The sequence below is a fragment of the Rhodococcus sp. B50 genome (assembly GCF_013602415.1).
Taxonomy (GTDB): domain Bacteria; phylum Actinomycetota; class Actinomycetes; order Mycobacteriales; family Mycobacteriaceae; genus Rhodococcus.
This window is the reverse complement of record NZ_WPAG02000002.1, coordinates 25,288-40,025: the sequence shown is the minus strand read 5'-3', so window position 1 is coordinate 40,025 and position 14,738 is coordinate 25,288. Positions and strand designations below refer to the sequence as shown.

The following is a 14,738-nucleotide window of genomic DNA, read 5'->3' as shown; positions in this document are numbered from 1 at the left end:
TGGCCTCCCTTTACCAGACGTAGGCGAGGACTTCCCCGCCCACTCCCTGCTTGGCCGCCTGGCGATCGGTGAGCAGGCCGGAGGACGTGGAGATGATCGCCACGCCGAGGCCGCCCAGGACCTTGGGCAGGTTGGTGGATTTCGCGTACACGCGCAGGCCGGGCTTCGACACGCGACGCACGCCGGCGAGGCTGCGCTCACGGGAAGGTCCGTACTTGAGGTCGACGATGAGGGTCTTGCCCACCTCGGCGTCCTCGGTGCGGTAGTCGGAGATGTAACCCTCGCGCTTGAGGATCTCGGCGATGTTCACCTTGATCTTCGAGGACGGGAGCTTGACCTCGTCGTGGTACGCCGTGTTGGCGTTACGCAGACGCGTCAAGAAGTCTGCGATGGGGTCGGTCATGGTCATGGCTGACCTGTTCACCTTTCTCGATGCGGTTCCCATGCAACGCCGGACCATGCCGGCCGTGGGCCTACATCGAAACTCGGTTCGATAGCGGATTCGTCGGCCGGAACGGCGACGAACCCATGACAGCGTGAGAGTGGGCGGAGAACTACTCGGTCCTCCGCCCACCGCTCACGTCACCAGGAGCTCTTGTGAACTCCCGGAAGTTCTCCGCGGTGTGCCATCTCGCGAAGGCAGATGCGGCAGAGTCCGAACTTGCGGAAGACCGAGTGCGGGCGCCCGCAGCGCTGGCAGCGGGTGTAGGCGCGCACCGCGAACTTCGGCTTCTTGTTGGCCTTGTTGACCAGTGCCTTCTTAGCCATGGGCTCAGTTCTCCTTGAACGGGAAGCCGAGGTGCTTGAGCAGGGCACGGCCTTCTTCGTTGTTGGTAGCGGTGGTCACGACAGTGATGTCCATGCCGCGCGGGCGGTCGATCTTGTCCACGTCGATCTCGTGGAACATCGACTGCTCGTTCAGGCCGAACGTGTAGTTGCCGTTGCCGTCGAACTGGTTGCCGTTGAGGCCGCGGAAGTCCCGGATACGGGGAAGCGCGATGGACACGAGACGGTCCAGGAACTCCCACATGCGGTCGCCGCGCAGCGTGACGCGCGCACCGATCGGCATGCCCTCGCGCAGCTTGAACTGTGCGATGGACTTGCGGGCCTTGCGGATCTCCGGCTTCTGACCGGTGATGAGCGCGAGGTCGTTGACGGCTCCGTTGATGAGCTTCGCGTCGCGGGCGGCGTCGCCGACACCCATGTTGACGACGACCTTCACGACGCCGGGGATCTGCATGACGTTCGCGTAGTCGAACTCCGCGTTCAGCGCATCCTTGATCTCGGCGCGGTAGCGGGCCTTCAGGCGCGGCTGGGTCTTGTTCTCGGTGGAAGTCATGTCAGAGGTCCTTCCCGTTCTTCCGGGAAATCCGAACGCGCTTGCCGGTTTCCTCGTCGGTGCGGTAGCCCACGCGAGTGGGGTTTCCGTCCGAGTCGACGACCGCAACGTTGGAAACGTGGATCGGGGCCTCCTGCGTCACGATGCCGCCGGAGGAGGCGCCACGCTCGTTCGCAGAGACGGCGGTGTGCTTCTTGATACGGTTCACGCCCTCGACGAGGACCTTGCCGGTCGCCGGGTAGGCCGCGATGACCTTGCCCTTGGCGCCCTTGTCCTTGCCCGAGATGACGAGCACGGTGTCACCCTTGTGCACCTTCATCACAGCACCTCCGGAGCGAGCGAGACGATCTTCATGAAACGCTTGTCGCGGAGCTCGCGACCGACGGGTCCGAAGATGCGGGTGCCGCGAGGATCGTTGTCGCCCTTGATGATGACGGCAGCGTTCTCGTCGAACTTGATGTACGAGCCGTCCGGCCGGCGACGCTCCTTGGCGGTGCGCACGATCACGGCCTTGACGACATCGCCGCGCTTGACGTTGCCGCCGGGGATCGCGTCCTTGACGGTGGCGACGATGACGTCACCGATTCCGGCGTAGCGACGGGACGAGCCACCGAGAACGCGGATGCAGAGGATCTCCTTGGCACCCGTGTTGTCGGCGACGCGCAGTCGCGACTCCTGCTGGATCACTTACTTCTCCTTGACCTGGATTGGTGTGTACGTCAGATTTCCGACCTGGACGTACGCGGTCGTCGGTAGCTCACGGCGCACGCGCGAATAACACACGGGTCCCGTAAGCAACCCGTCCAGAGTAGGCCATATAGCGTATGCAGGGCAAATTCGCGAATTGTGATGTCACTCCCCACCCTGGAACCGGGCGTGTCGCAGCGACATCCATCGCTCCCCCGCAAGGGCGACCTACCGGACGCACAGCACCCCACCACCCGCGAGGCGGGCGGTGGGGTGCTGCATGGTCGTGCTCTCGTCGAGGACGAGGAGGCCTACTTGGCCTTCTCGAGCACCTCGACCAGACGCCAGCGCTTCGACGCGGACAGCGGACGGGTCTCCATCAGCTGAACGCGGTCGCCGATGCCGGCCAGACCGTTCTCGTCGTGCGCCTTCACCTTGGTCGTACGGCGGATGATCTTGCCGTACAGCGGGTGCTTCACGCGGTCCTCGAGCTCGACGACGATGGTCTTCTCCATCTTGTCCGAGACGACGTAGCCGATGCGGACCTTACGGCTCGCGCGCTGTTCCTGGTTGCTCACTGCCTTTTCCTCACTCATGCCACGTCACCCGCATTCGGGCCGGTGGCCAGTCCGAGCTCGCGCTCGCGCAGCACCGTGTAGATACGGGCGATCTCGTTGCGCACGACGCGAAGCCGACGGTTGTTGTCCAGCTGGCCGGTGGCCATCTGGAAGCGGAGGTTGAACAGCTCTTCCTTGGCCTCGCGGAGCTTGTCGGTCAGCTCTTCGTCGCTCAGCTCGCGGAGTTCCGCGGCGGGGGTACCGGTAGCCATCAGAACTGCTCCTCCCTCGTCACGATGCGGCACTTGCAGGGGAGCTTGTGCATCGCGCGTCGCAGGGCCTCGCGCGCAATCTCCTCGTTGGGGTAGCTCATCTCGAACAGCACGCGACCGGGCTTGACGTTCGCGACCCACCACTCCGGCGAACCCTTACCGGAACCCATACGGGTCTCGGCAGGCTTCTTGGTGAGGGGGCGATCCGGGAAGATGTTGATCCAGATCTTGCCGCCACGCTTGATGTGCCGGGTCATGGCGATACGAGCGGACTCGATCTGCCGGTTGGTGATGTAGGCCGGCTCGAGAGCCTGGATGCCGTAGTCACCGAAGGCCACCTGGGTTCCGCCCTTGGCGGCACCCGTACGGCTCGGATGGTGCTGCTTGCGGTGTTTGACCCGCCGGGGGATCAACATTGCGTCAGCCCTCCTTGTTCTCGGTCGAGGCAGGAGCGTCGCTCGATGCGGCGCGGCCGGCCTCGGTGCTCGTCGCGGTGGTGCCCGACGCGCCGGAACGACGCGGGCGGCTCGGACGCTCACGACGCGGCCGGTCGGCGGGAGCAGCTGCAGCAGCAGCGAGCTCACGACGGCCACCGACGATGTCGCCCTTGTAGATCCAGACCTTCACGCCGATACGGCCGAAAGTGGTCCGTGCCTCGTAGAGGCCGTAGTCGATGTCCGCGCGCAGCGTGTGCAGCGGGACGCGACCTTCGCGGTAGAACTCCGAACGCGACATCTCGGCGCCACCGAGGCGGCCCGAGCACTGCACGCGGATGCCCTTGACGTTCGGCTGACGCATGGCCGACTGGATGGCCTTGCGCATCGCACGACGGAAGGCGACACGGTTCGAGAGCTGCTCGGCGACGCCCTGCGCCACGAGCTGAGCCTCGGACTCCGAGTTCTTGACCTCGAGGATGTTCAGCTGGACCTGCTTACCGGTCAGCTTCTCGAGCTCGGCGCGGATGCGATCGGCCTCGGCGCCGCGGCGTCCGATGACGATGCCCGGACGAGCGGTGTGGATGTCCACACGCACGCGGTCGCGGGTGCGCTCGATCTCGACCTTCGCGATGCCCGCGCGCTCGAGGCCGGAGGCCAGGAACTTGCGGATCGCGACATCTTCCTTGACGTAGTCCGCGTACTGCTTGTCCGCATACCAACGAGACTTCCAGTCGGTGGTGATGCCCAGACGGAAGCCGTGCGGGTTGATCTTCTGGCCCACTACTGAGCTCCCTTCCGGCGGTTACGAGTCGACGCCGACCCGACGCTTTCCACGATCACGGTGATGTGGCTCGACCGCTTGCGGATGCGGAACGCACGGCCCTGGGCGCGCGGCTGGAACCGCTTCAGGGTCGCACCCTCGTCCACGTACGCCGTCGCGACGACGAGCGTGCTGGGGTCGAGGTTGTAGTTGTTCTGCGCGTTCGCAGCGGCCGACGCGATCACCTTGGCGACCGGCTCGGCCGCGGCCTGCGGCGCGAACTTGAGGATGGCCAGGGCCTCCTCGACGGACTTACCGCGAACGATGTCGACGACGCGGCGCGCCTTCATCGGGGTCACGCGCACGTGGCGCGCAACAGCCCGAGCGCTGTTGGTGGTGGTTTCAGTGCTCATCGACGCTTGCTCTTCCGGTCGTCCTTGATGTGGCCCTTGAACGTACGGGTCGGCGCGAACTCACCGAGCTTGTGACCGACCATGGACTCCGAGACGAACACCGGCACGTGCTTGCGTCCATCGTGGACAGCGAACGTATGACCGATGAAGTCGGGCAGAATCGTGGAACGGCGCGACCAGGTCTTGATGACCTGCTTGGTGCCCTTCTCGTTCTGCGTGTCCACCTTCGCCAGGAGGTGGTCGTCGACGAACGGGCCCTTCTTGAGGCTGCGTGGCATTCTCTAACTCCCTCCTTGACTAGCGCTTCTTGCCGGTACGGCGACGACGGACGATGAGCTTGTCGGACGCCTTGTTCTTGCGGGTGCGGCCCTCGGGCTTGCCCCACGGGCTGACCGGGTGGCGACCACCCGAGGTCTTGCCCTCGCCACCACCGTGCGGGTGGTCGACCGGGTTCATCACGACACCACGGACCGTCGGGCGCTTGCCCTTCCAGCGCATACGGCCGGCCTTGCCCCAGTTGATGTTCGACTGCTCGGCGTTGCCGACCTCGCCGACGGTGGCGCGGCAGCGCACGTCGACGCGACGGATCTCACCGGAGGGCATACGCAGCGTGGCGTAGGTGCCTTCCTTACCGAGGAGCTGGATGCTCGCACCGGCGGAACGGGCCATCTTGGCGCCGCCACCCGGACGCAGCTCGACCGCGTGGATGGTCGTACCCGTCGGGATGTTGCGCAGCGGCAGGTTGTTGCCCGGCTTGATGTCGGCGTTGGGGCCCGACTCGATCGGGGCGCCCTGCACGAGTCCCTTGGGAGCGATGATGTAGCGCTTCTCGCCGTCCACGTAGTGGAGCAGCGCGATGCGCGCGGTGCGGTTGGGGTCGTACTCGATGTGAGCGACCTTGGCCGGCACGCCGTCCTTGTCGTTGCGACGGAAATCGATCAGGCGGTAGGCGCGCTTGTGTCCGCCACCCTTGTGACGGGTGGTGATGCGGCCGTGCGCGTTACGTCCACCGCGACCGTGCAGCGGGCGGATCAGCGACTTCTCGGGCGTCGACCGAGTGATCTCGGCGAAGTCCGACACGCTGGAGCCACGGCGGCCCGGCGTAGTCGGCTTGTACTTACGGATTGCCATGAGTCTTCTCGTCCTCTATCTCTCGAGAGTTCCGATCGCTAGGCGACCGGGCCTCCGAAGATCTCGATGGGCTTGCTGTCGGCCGCGAGGGTCACGAGCGCGCGCTTGGTGTCCTTGCGCTTGCCGTAACCGAAACGGGTCCGCTTGCGCTTGCCCTGACGGTTGGCGGTGTTGACGCTGCTCACCTTGACGCCGAAGACCTTCTCGACGGCAATCTTGATCTGCGTCTTGTTCGAGTCCGGGTGCACCAGGAAGGTGTAGGTGCCCTCTTCCATCAGCCCGTAGGACTTCTCGGAGACGACGGGAGCCAGCAGGATGTCGCGAGGATCGGCGATCGTGCTCACTTGCTCTCCTCCTTCACTTCCTGGCCGGACTCGGCCGGCCCGTGGATGAACGTGTTGAGCGCCTCGACGCTGAACACGACGTCGTCGCTGTAGAGCACGTCGTAGGTGTTCAGCTGATCCGGCGCGAGCACGTGGACGTTCGGCAGGTTCTGCGCGGACTTCCACGCCGCGATGTCCTCGCGACCGACGACGAGCAGCAGGTTCTTGCGATCCGTCAGCTCACCGAGGAAGGTGCGGGCACCCTTGGTCGACGGGGTCTGACCCGCGACGAGCTCGGTGATCACGTGGATGCGTTCGTTGCGCGCCCGGTCGGAGAGGGCACCGCGCAGAGCGGCGGCCTTCATCTTCTTGGGGGTGCGCTGGCTGTAGTCGCGCGGCTGCGGGCCGTGGACGACGCCACCGCCGGCGAACTGCGGCGCACGGGTCGAGCCCTGACGTGCGCGGCCGGTACCCTTCTGGCGGTACGGCTTCTTGCCACCACCGCGGACGTCGCCGCGGGTCTTGGTGGCGTGCGTTCCCTGACGAGCCGCGGCGAGCTGCGCGGTGACGACCTGGTGCAGCAGTGCGATGTTCGCGGGAGCGTCGAAGATCTCGGCGGGGAGATCGACGGAGCCGGAGGTCTGGCCACCGGGGGCCTTGACGTCCAAGGTCAGCTTGGTTGCGGTCTCGGTGCTGGTCATGCCCGTGCACCACCCTTCACTGCGGTCTTGACGATCACGAGGCCGCCCTTGCGACCCGGGATCGCGCCCTTGATCAGCAGCAGACCGTTCTCGGCGTCCACCTTGTGGACCGAGAGGTTCTGCGTCGTGATGCGGTCGGAGCCCATACGGCCGGACATGCGCGTGCCCTTGAACACGCGGCCCGGGGTGGCGCAACCACCGATGGAGCCCGGACGACGGTGCACGGCCTGCGTACCGTGCGACGCACCCTGGCCGGCGAAGCCGTGACGCTTCATGGTGCCGGCGAAGCCCTTGCCTTTCGAGGTTCCGGTGACGTCGACGTAGGCGCCGTCCTCGAAGACCTCTGCGGTGAGTTCCTGGCCGACCTCGTACTCGGAGGCGTCCTCGACCCGGAACTCGACCAGGTGACGGCGCGGCGTGACGCCGGCCTTGTCGAACTGGCCGCGGACCGGCTTGTTGACCTTGCGCGGCGCGATGGCACCGTAGGCGAGCTGCACGGCGTTGTAGCCGTCGCGCTCCTCGGTACGGATCTGCGTGACCACGTTCGGTCCGGCCTTGACGACGGTCACCGGGACGACCCGGTTGTTCTCGTCGAAGACCTGGGTCATGCCGAGCTTGGTGCCCAGGATTCCCTTGATCTGGTTAGTCATGTGTTGTCTCCGCTGCGTCTTTCACAAGCTCGCTGTAATCGAATGTCACTGAATGTTGACGTCGACGCTCGCCGGGAGATCGATGCGCATGAGCGCGTCGACGGTCTTCGGCGTCGGGTCGAGGATGTCGATGAGCCGCTTGTGCGTCCGCATCTCGAAGTGCTCGCGCGAGTCCTTGTACTTGTGCGGCGAGCGGATGACGCAGTACACGTTCTTTTCAGTGGGCAACGGCACCGGGCCGACCACGCGGGCACCCGTACGGGTCACCGTCTCGACGATCTTGCGCGCAGATGCGTCGATCGCCTCGTGGTCATAGGCCTTGAGCCTGATGCGGATCTTCTGTCCCGCCACGCTTAGTGTCCTTTTCTTGCCGCGTTTCGTGATCCCCGGCGGAGCCGGAAACCACCTCGTCTGCACAGTTCCCCCGGGAACGGCGACCGAGAACAGCACTCGAAACACATTGCGAGCCGGACGTATCCGATCCGCTTGCCGCTGTTCATCTGTCATTGTTCTCCGGCCCACGCGGTCGGGCGTGTCGGCCCGCCGCTCATTCCCCGGCGTCGAGACTCAAAGGCTTCGACACCGCAAGGAACGGAACCGGCTGCGCTCGCAGGAGCACACAGGGGTACTGCTTCCGTCTTGCATGTGGCCGCGACCAGGCCGTGAGGCTCGATCCGCGACTGTCACGTCTTTCCCGTTCCGAGCCGCGAAACATCCATGGCCCGGTCAAGGCAACCCGACCAGTATGCAGGAGCACGGCCGAGAGTTCAACTCGCGACGGTGCGTGATGTGCGCCTCGAAAGACGCACCGCTCGGTCGGGCCTGCGCGATCGCGCCTAGCCGATGGGGTTCATCGGCAGTGTCCGAACCGGCGCAGCCGCTCCGATCGTATTCGTCGGATCGGGGCCGGGGCCGGGCGGGACCTGCGCGACCTCGGGAGCGCGCGCCGCGGCGGCGACGAGTTGCGGCTCGTCACGCCACAGGGGAAGCGCCTCCTGCAGTTCGAGTCCGATCCCGATGAGTCGCTCGTCCTGCCACGGCCGCGCACCGAGCTGCACGCCGACCGGCATCCCGGTCGCGGCGGAATACCCGGCGGGCAGCGTCACCACCGGGGCACCGGAGTAGTTCGCCCACCTCACCTCGCCAGTGACGCCGGCCGTGACGCTGATACCGAGGAACTCCTGGCGTCGCGCGCCGTCGACGGAGGCGCCGGGGAGCATGATCGCGTCGAGATCCTGTTCGACGAACATCCGGTTGTACTCGCTCTGGTACCGTAGGCGATCACGCTCGAAGGTGAGGTAGTCGCCCACCGGGACGACGAGCGATGCCACCGCCGTGCCCGCGGCCACCGCGTTCTCGGGGCGGTACAGACCGAGTCGATCGGTGAATTGCTGGTGATAGGCGCCCATTTCGACCTGATCGCCGGTCGCGAGCGATTCCGGCAGGGGTGGCATCGTCACCGGGACGGTGACCGCGCCGAGCGACTCCGCCACCCGCGCCGCGTCGTCGACCACACGCTGCACGGCTTCGGGCGCTGCGGGCCTCGCGGCCACCGGCAGCCCGATCCGCACGCCGGCGAGCGGGTTCGCTCCCCCGGCCGCCGCCACCGGATAGCCGTTCGCCGGAACGTCGGGGCCGAGCGCCGTGATCGGATCGGCGGAATCGGCACCCGCCAGCACGGTCATCATCAGGGATGCGTCCGCGACGCTGCGCCCCATCGGCCCCACGTGGTCGCGGGTCCAGGTCAGCGGGATCATGCCGTGCGAGGTGATGCGCCCGTAGGTCGGCTTGATCGACGAGACACCGCAGGCGCTCGCCGGGAACCGGACGGAACCGCCGGTGTCGCTGCCCAGCGCCAGGGGCGCGAACCGCGCGGCGAGCGCGGCCGCGCTCCCACCGGACGATCCTCCGGGCGACATCTCGGTGTTCCACGGGTTGCCGACCTGCGGGGTGGCGACACCGATCGCGAACTCGTCGGTGTGCACGTGCCCCATGAGCACCGCACCGGCGTCCTCCAGGCGGCGCCATGCACCCGAGTGCCCGGCCGCGATGTTCCCCTCGAGGACGCGACTGGACGCGGTGAGGGGAAGTCCCGAGACCGCGAAGATGTCCTTGAGGGCGATGGGGAGGCCGCACACGAGCGGCGCCGGAACACGATCCCGGCGTGCGCGCGCCAGCCGCTCGCCCGCCGCCCCGGCTGCCGCGTAGGCGACCTCGGGATAGAGACGGATCCATGCTCCGATCCCACCGTCGAACGAGCGCGTGCGGTCCAGGCAGGCGTCGAGCAGTTCGCGGGGATGCAGTTCGCCGGCGTGCAGCAGCGCTGCCGCCTCGACCGCACTCATCCTCGCGGGGTCGGAGGTGACGACCGAGTCGGGCGGAGGGAGGCGGCGCGGCGGCGCGGCGCGACTGCTTCCCGCGCTCGCGCCCCATGCGAGAAATCCGCCTGCGGCCCCTCCCAGTAACCGTCGGCGTGATACTCCGGTGCTCACCCGGCCACCAAACCATGAACCGTGCCGCCGTCCGGGCGGGCCCGGAAATGTGTGCGGCATGTCACCCCCGGCCGTGATGCCGTCGAGACCCGCCGGTGATAATGCAATCCATCGACTCCCGGAAAGGCGCGCCCATGAACCCGTCCGCTTCGTCCGGTTCGTCGAGATCCGGTGTGCTGCACAGGCGCCCGCAGCTCTCCGACGACGTCGCCGCGCACGTGAGAAACCTCATCATGTCCGGCGGTGCGCGACCTGGCGACTTCGTCCGTTTGGACGAGACCGCGGCCGAACTCGGGGTGAGCGTCACCCCGGTGCGCGAGGCTCTGCTGACCCTGCGGGGTGAAGGACTCGTCGAACTCGTCCCCCACCGCGGATACGTGGTGTCCCCACTCGACAGATCGGACATCGACGACATCTTCTGGCTCCAGGGCAGGCTCGCCGAGAGGCTCGTGGAGCGTGCCACGACGCTGATGACGGACGAGATCCTGGCCGAACTCGAAGAATTGGAGACGCGCTTCGCCGAGGCCGTGCGGGCCGGTGACGGTGCGCGCATCGAGGATCTGGAGTTCGAGTTCCACCGGACCCTGAACCGGACGGCGGGTTCGCGCAAGCTCGCATGGTTCCTGCACAACGCGACCCGGTACACGCCCGTGCACTTCTACTCGGACGACCGCCGCTGGGGCACGGAGGCGGTCGCGTCCCACGAACGACTGCTGCAGGCACTGCGCTCCGGCGACGTCGAGACCGCCGGGCGCGAGATACGTGCGCACTTCACCGACGGGGCCCGCCGCCTCGTCGATCATCTCGACGGGCTCGGCGTCTGGTCCTGACCTGCGGACGCGGACGAGCGTGTCCGTCCGCGCCTCCCGGAACCGTGCGTCCCGGTACGATTCCGACGGTGACGGACCGACCCGTCCCCGACGGGGACCGAGATCTACGGCGGGGTGTGATGTGAGCGATCACGACCAGGCAGTTCTCGTGGAGGACGTCCACAAGTCGTTCGGCGAGGTCCACGCGCTCGACGGGATCAGTTTTTCCGCGCCTCCGGGCCGTGTCCTCGGCATTCTCGGTCCCAACGGCGCCGGCAAGACCACGATGGTCAAGGTGCTGTCGACCCTCCTGCGACCCACCTCGGGGCGCGCGGTGGTCGCCGGGCACGACGTGGTGACCGAGGCCGCTGCGGTCCGGCGCTCGATCATGATGACCGGCCAGTTCGCCGCACTCGACGACACCCTCACCGGTCGCGAGAACCTGATCCTGTTCGGGCGCCTGATGGGCCTGGACAAGAAGTCCGCCACGCGACGCGCGGACGAACTTCTCGAGGAGTTCGATCTCGTCGACGCCGGGCGTCGCCCCGTCAAGGGCTATTCGGGCGGTATGCGCCGACGGGTCGACATCGCGTGCGGTCTCGTGGTCCGGCCCCGCGTGGTCTTCCTCGACGAGCCGACCACCGGACTCGATCCGCGCAGCCGGCAGGGCGTGTGGTCGCTGGTGGCGGCGCTCAAGGAGCAGGGCATCACGGTGCTGCTGACGACGCAGTACCTCGAAGAAGCGGATGTGCTCAGCGACAACATCATCGTCATCGACAAGGGCACGGTGATCGCGGAGGGCACCGCGAACCAGTTGAAGTCGTCCGCAGGCGGCACCCACTGCGAGATCGTCCCGGTCGACCCGCGCGCGATACCCGAGCTCCTCCGGGCACTGGACGGTCTCCTCCCGCAGGATCTGCGGGAGGGTACGGTCCCCGACGCGGATCGGGTGTCCGTTCCGGCGCCCGACGGTGCCGCGACCCTCACCGAGGTACTGCGGCGTATCGAGCCCCTGGGTGTCGAACTCGCCGACATCGGCCTGCGGCGTCCCTCTCTCGACGACGTCTTCCTCCGGCTCACGGGGCACTCGGCGTCCACTCCGGACGGCCGCGCTCCGGGGGCGTCCGACACCGACCCGACCGCGCTCGCCGACCGAACCGCTGCACCGGCGTCCGAACAAGCGGAACCTGCTTCGGCAGGGGAACGACCGTGACCGCCCGCACCGACGAGGTGATGGTGGGAAGCGCACCCGACACCTCCTCGTTCGCTCCTCCCTCACGCCGGGGCGGCGCGCACCGCCGGATCACCCCGTCGTCGGTCGACCAGTGGTGGGTGCTGACGGTCCGCTCGCTGCGCACGATGGCCAGATACGGCGAGCTGGTCCTCGCGGTCCTGGCACCGTTCGTCTTCGGCCTGGGTTTCTACCTGCCGCTCAAGTTCGTCATGCAGCTGCAGGGCATCGACTACGCGCAGTTCCTCATGCCCATCATCGTGTTGCAGTCGATGGCGTTCACCGCCATCTCCGCGGCGCAGCTGGCGGCGCAGGAAGGCACGACCGGTGTAACCTCACGCCTGCAGACGATGCCCGTCGCCGCCGCGGCGCCGTTGGCGTCGCGGATGACGGCGAGCACGGTGCGGTCGGTCATCTCCCTGGCGGCAGCGATCGGATTCGGTTACCTGATCGGCTTCCGCTTCTCCGCAGGGCTCGGGCAGGCGGTGTTGTTCTGCGCGACCGCACTGATCATCAGCCTGCTGTTGTGTCTGGGCGCCGACGCGATCGGATGCCTGTCCCGGAGCCCCGAAGCGACCGCGCAGGCGCTGACCCTGCCGCAGCTGATTCTCGGGATGCTGTCGTGCGGTTTCGTTCCCGAGGAGGGATTTCCCGAGTGGATCAGGCCGTTCGTCCGCAACCAGCCGATCTCCCAGTTCTCCTTCGCGATGCGCGACATGGCCCAGGACGGGGTGACCTGGGAGGTCTTCCGCCCGAGCCTGTTCTGGATGATCGGGCTCGCCGTGATCTGCATTCCGGGGGCCGTGTGGGCCGCGACGAGACGGGAGTGAGGCCATGAGCGAGACCGTCGAGACGTCGCGGGGACCGGGCCCGGCCTTCACCTACCCGGAACCGGATCGCATCCGCAGCGAGAGTTCGCTCGGTGCCCTGTGGGAGCACAGCCGTCTCCAGTGCGGACGGCTGCTGCTGAGGTGGGCCCGCGATCCCGCCACGATGATCCAGGCGCTCATCTATCCGGCGCTGACGCTCGTGATGTTCCGCATCGTGCTCGGTGACAGCATCACCGCCGCGACCGGATATTCGTCGATCTTCGGCACCGTTCCCATGATCGTGCTCGTCGGCGCGATGTTCGGCTCGGTGGTCAGCGCGGTGGGATTGCGCACCGAACGAGATTCCGGGCTGCTCGGCCGGTTCCACACACTGCCGATTCATCGTTCGGCTGGGCTCGTGGGCCGGTTGATGGCGGAGATGGTGCGCGTGTTCGTCACCTCTCTCGTGATCTTCGCCGCCGGCATCGCGCTGGGCTTCCGGTTCACGCAGGGCATCGGCCCCACCCTGCTCATCCTCGTGGTCCCGCTGATCTTCGGTCTGGGCTTCGCGATGATGGTGACGGCGCTGGCGACCTTGCCGGGGCGCACGCCCCTGGTCGAGACCGTCTCGATCCTGTGCACCCTGCTCATGTTCTTCAACTCGGGGTTCGTGCCGGTCATGGCGTATCCGAGCTGGTTGCAGCCCATCGTGGCGAATCAGCCGATGTCCTGCGCGATCGACACGATGCGCGCGCTGGCGATGGGCGGTCCGGTCGCCGAGCCGTTCCTGAAGACGGTCCTGTGGTCGGCCGGCATGGTGGCGGTCTTCGTGGTCCCGGCCGTCGTCGGGTACCGGCGGTCGGCCGAACAGAACTGAGCTCACCCCCGCCCGGCACGGGATCGAAAAAGGCCCCTCTCCGCTAGGGCGGAGAGAGGCCTTCCCGTGTGGTCGCGAGGACCGGCCTGTCGGGGCAGGACCTAGGAGGTCAGGCCGAGTGCCTTCTCGAGCACCGGCCACGAATCCTTCAGGTCGTCCTGCCAGTAACCCCAGGAGTGGGTGCCGGAGTCGCGGAAGTTGAACGTGGCGGGGATATCGAGCTCGTCGAGGCGGGTACGGAGATTGTGCGTGCAGTAGTTGGTCGCCGCCTCGATGACGCCGCCGACGATGATCTGGTTGGCGAGCACGTCGACCTCACCGTCGATCTGCGGGCCGGCGAGGGTGTCGTAGCGCCCGGGCAGGCCGGTGCCGTTGGAGATGTACAGATCGAGTCCGCGCAGCTCCTCGGCGTGCACGTACGGGTCGTTCTCGACCCAGGCGGGATCGTCCAGTTCGCCCCACATGTTGCGGGTGTCGCCGCCACCCCAGGTCTCGACGACGAGCTTGACGAACTGCTGGCCGATCGGGTCGGAGGTCTGGGCGCAACCGCTGTAGGCCGCGACACCCTGGTACAGGCCGGGAGCAGCGATGGGCAGCTGCAGGACCGACGTACCGGAGGACGACAGACCGGCGATCGCGTTGACGCCGTCGGTGCCCAGCGCGGCGTCGATCAGGGGCGGGATCTCCTTCGTCAGGAAGGTCTCCCACTTGTTGACGCCGAGGACCGGGTCCTCGTTCTTCCAGTCGGTGTAGTAGCTCCACTTGCCACCGACCGGCGAGACGACATTGACGTTCTTGTCCTTGAAGAACTCGATCGCGTCGGTGCGGAAGCGCCAGGTGGCGCTGTCCTCGCCGCCACCGGCACCGTTGAGGAGGTACAACGTCGGGCGCGGCTCGCTCGTGTCGGCCGGACGCCAGACGTCGAGCAGGATCTCCTCGTCCATCGAGGCGGAGTACACGTAGACCAGCAGCTGCTGCTCGCCGTAGTTCTCGATGCGGGTGATCTTCGAGCCGTTCTCACTGGTCACCGACTCGATCGGCTGAAGCGTATCCGCGACCGGATCCGCTCCGGCGGTCACGCCGCCGAAGAACAACGGCAGGGCGACGACCGCTGCGGACACCGCAGCGAACTTCGTCTTCCGAGCCCGCGTCCTCGACTGGACAACCTTCATTCCGACAACCTCCTCAGACCCGCTTCCGGGCGTGGGCTACAGACCTCGGGCGGGCCGAGGCGCGCCGTCCGGCGCAGC

At 67.1% G+C, this 14,738-nt stretch carries 22 protein-coding genes; 4 read left to right on the top strand and 18 right to left on the bottom strand.

Annotated elements, in window-relative coordinates:
- Positions 1–10: 10 nt before the first annotated feature.
- The 17 genes from rpsH to GON09_RS00350 form a co-directional block, all read right to left on the bottom strand.
- A complete protein-coding gene (gene rpsH / locus GON09_RS00430; protein WP_006554597.1) occupies positions 11–409 on the bottom strand; it encodes a 30S ribosomal protein S8 in 399 nt (132 codons plus the stop codon).
- Between the two features lie 173 nt (positions 410–582).
- Positions 583–768 (bottom strand): type Z 30S ribosomal protein S14, encoded by a 186-nt coding sequence (locus GON09_RS00425; RefSeq protein WP_006554598.1) that lies wholly within the window; start codon positions 766–768, stop codon positions 583–585.
- A gap of 4 nt (positions 769–772) precedes the next feature.
- Positions 773–1,339 (bottom strand): 50S ribosomal protein L5, encoded by a 567-nt coding sequence (gene rplE, locus GON09_RS00420; RefSeq protein ID WP_006554599.1) that lies wholly within the window; start codon positions 1,337–1,339, stop codon positions 773–775.
- 1 nt (position 1,340) lies between these two features.
- Positions 1,341–1,658, bottom strand: a complete 318-nt coding sequence (gene rplX, locus GON09_RS00415; RefSeq protein ID WP_006554600.1) for a 50S ribosomal protein L24 — start codon at positions 1,656–1,658, stop codon at positions 1,341–1,343.
- On the bottom strand, positions 1,658–2,026 hold the full coding sequence (rplN, locus tag GON09_RS00410) for a 50S ribosomal protein L14 (protein WP_006554601.1): 369 nt from the start codon (positions 2,024–2,026) through the stop codon (positions 1,658–1,660). Before rplN ends, rplX begins: the two co-directional genes overlap by 1 nt.
- Before the next feature lie 311 nt (positions 2,027–2,337).
- Positions 2,338–2,622 carry a 30S ribosomal protein S17 gene (gene rpsQ / locus GON09_RS00405; RefSeq protein ID WP_024101619.1) on the bottom strand — a complete coding sequence of 95 codons (285 nt, stop codon included), beginning with the start codon at positions 2,620–2,622 and terminating at the stop codon, positions 2,338–2,340.
- The gene (gene rpmC / locus GON09_RS00400) at positions 2,619–2,855 is read right to left on the bottom strand and encodes a 50S ribosomal protein L29 (protein ID WP_006554603.1); all 237 of its coding nucleotides are present in this window, start codon (positions 2,853–2,855) and stop codon (positions 2,619–2,621) included. The genes rpsQ and rpmC overlap by 4 nt, the downstream gene beginning before the upstream one ends.
- A complete protein-coding gene (rplP, locus tag GON09_RS00395) occupies positions 2,855–3,271 on the bottom strand; it encodes a 50S ribosomal protein L16 (RefSeq protein WP_006554604.1) in 417 nt (138 codons plus the stop codon). The genes rpmC and rplP overlap by 1 nt, the downstream gene beginning before the upstream one ends.
- A 4-nt stretch (positions 3,272–3,275) precedes the next feature.
- Positions 3,276–4,073 carry a 30S ribosomal protein S3 gene (gene rpsC / locus GON09_RS00390; RefSeq protein WP_059382415.1) on the bottom strand — a complete coding sequence of 266 codons (798 nt, stop codon included), beginning with the start codon at positions 4,071–4,073 and terminating at the stop codon, positions 3,276–3,278.
- On the bottom strand, positions 4,073–4,465 hold the full coding sequence (rplV, locus tag GON09_RS00385) for a 50S ribosomal protein L22 (protein ID WP_006554606.1): 393 nt from the start codon (positions 4,463–4,465) through the stop codon (positions 4,073–4,075). The genes rpsC and rplV overlap by 1 nt, the downstream gene beginning before the upstream one ends.
- Positions 4,462–4,743 (bottom strand): 30S ribosomal protein S19, encoded by a 282-nt coding sequence (rpsS, locus tag GON09_RS00380; RefSeq protein ID WP_003938088.1) that lies wholly within the window; start codon positions 4,741–4,743, stop codon positions 4,462–4,464. Before rpsS ends, rplV begins: the two co-directional genes overlap by 4 nt.
- 19 nt (positions 4,744–4,762) lie before the next feature.
- The gene (gene rplB, locus GON09_RS00375; RefSeq protein WP_213930123.1) at positions 4,763–5,596 is read right to left on the bottom strand and encodes a 50S ribosomal protein L2; all 834 of its coding nucleotides are present in this window, start codon (positions 5,594–5,596) and stop codon (positions 4,763–4,765) included.
- Positions 5,597–5,634: 38 nt separating this feature from the next.
- On the bottom strand, positions 5,635–5,940 hold the full coding sequence (rplW, locus tag GON09_RS00370) for a 50S ribosomal protein L23 (protein ID WP_016935026.1): 306 nt from the start codon (positions 5,938–5,940) through the stop codon (positions 5,635–5,637).
- Entirely contained in the window at positions 5,937–6,620 is a 684-nt protein-coding gene (gene rplD / locus GON09_RS00365; RefSeq protein WP_213930122.1) for a 50S ribosomal protein L4, read from the bottom strand. Before rplD ends, rplW begins: the two co-directional genes overlap by 4 nt.
- Positions 6,617–7,270, bottom strand: coding sequence for a 50S ribosomal protein L3 (gene rplC / locus GON09_RS00360; RefSeq protein ID WP_213930121.1), 654 nt, complete (start codon positions 7,268–7,270; stop codon positions 6,617–6,619). Before rplC ends, rplD begins: the two co-directional genes overlap by 4 nt.
- Before the next feature lie 45 nt (positions 7,271–7,315).
- Complete coding sequence (rpsJ, locus tag GON09_RS00355) at positions 7,316–7,621, bottom strand: 30S ribosomal protein S10 (protein ID WP_003938093.1); 306 nt, start codon at positions 7,619–7,621, stop codon at positions 7,316–7,318.
- 485 nt (positions 7,622–8,106) lie between these two features.
- Positions 8,107–9,615: an amidase gene (locus GON09_RS00350; protein WP_213930120.1), complete on the bottom strand. Its 1,509-nt coding sequence runs from the start codon at positions 9,613–9,615 to the stop codon at positions 8,107–8,109.
- A gap of 281 nt (positions 9,616–9,896) precedes the next feature.
- Between GON09_RS00350 and GON09_RS00345 the strand changes: the two genes are divergently transcribed.
- The 4 genes from GON09_RS00345 to GON09_RS00330 all read left to right on the top strand — a co-directional run bounded on the left by GON09_RS00345 (position 9,897) and on the right by GON09_RS00330 (position 13,488).
- A complete protein-coding gene (locus GON09_RS00345) occupies positions 9,897–10,592 on the top strand; it encodes a GntR family transcriptional regulator (RefSeq protein ID WP_213930119.1) in 696 nt (231 codons plus the stop codon).
- 121 nt (positions 10,593–10,713) lie between these two features.
- Positions 10,714–11,784 carry an ATP-binding cassette domain-containing protein gene (locus GON09_RS00340; RefSeq protein WP_213930118.1) on the top strand — a complete coding sequence of 357 codons (1,071 nt, stop codon included), beginning with the start codon at positions 10,714–10,716 and terminating at the stop codon, positions 11,782–11,784.
- Complete coding sequence (locus tag GON09_RS00335; protein WP_213930117.1) at positions 11,781–12,632, top strand: ABC transporter permease; 852 nt, start codon at positions 11,781–11,783, stop codon at positions 12,630–12,632. Before GON09_RS00340 ends, GON09_RS00335 begins: the two co-directional genes overlap by 4 nt.
- A 4-nt stretch (positions 12,633–12,636) precedes the next feature.
- Entirely contained in the window at positions 12,637–13,488 is an 852-nt protein-coding gene (locus tag GON09_RS00330; protein WP_213930116.1) for an ABC transporter permease, read from the top strand.
- 101 nt (positions 13,489–13,589) lie between these two features.
- On the opposite strand, the gene GON09_RS00325 is transcribed toward GON09_RS00330, so the two are convergent.
- A complete protein-coding gene (locus GON09_RS00325) occupies positions 13,590–14,660 on the bottom strand; it encodes an alpha/beta hydrolase (protein ID WP_213930115.1) in 1,071 nt (356 codons plus the stop codon).
- Positions 14,661–14,738: the final 78 nt, after the last annotated feature.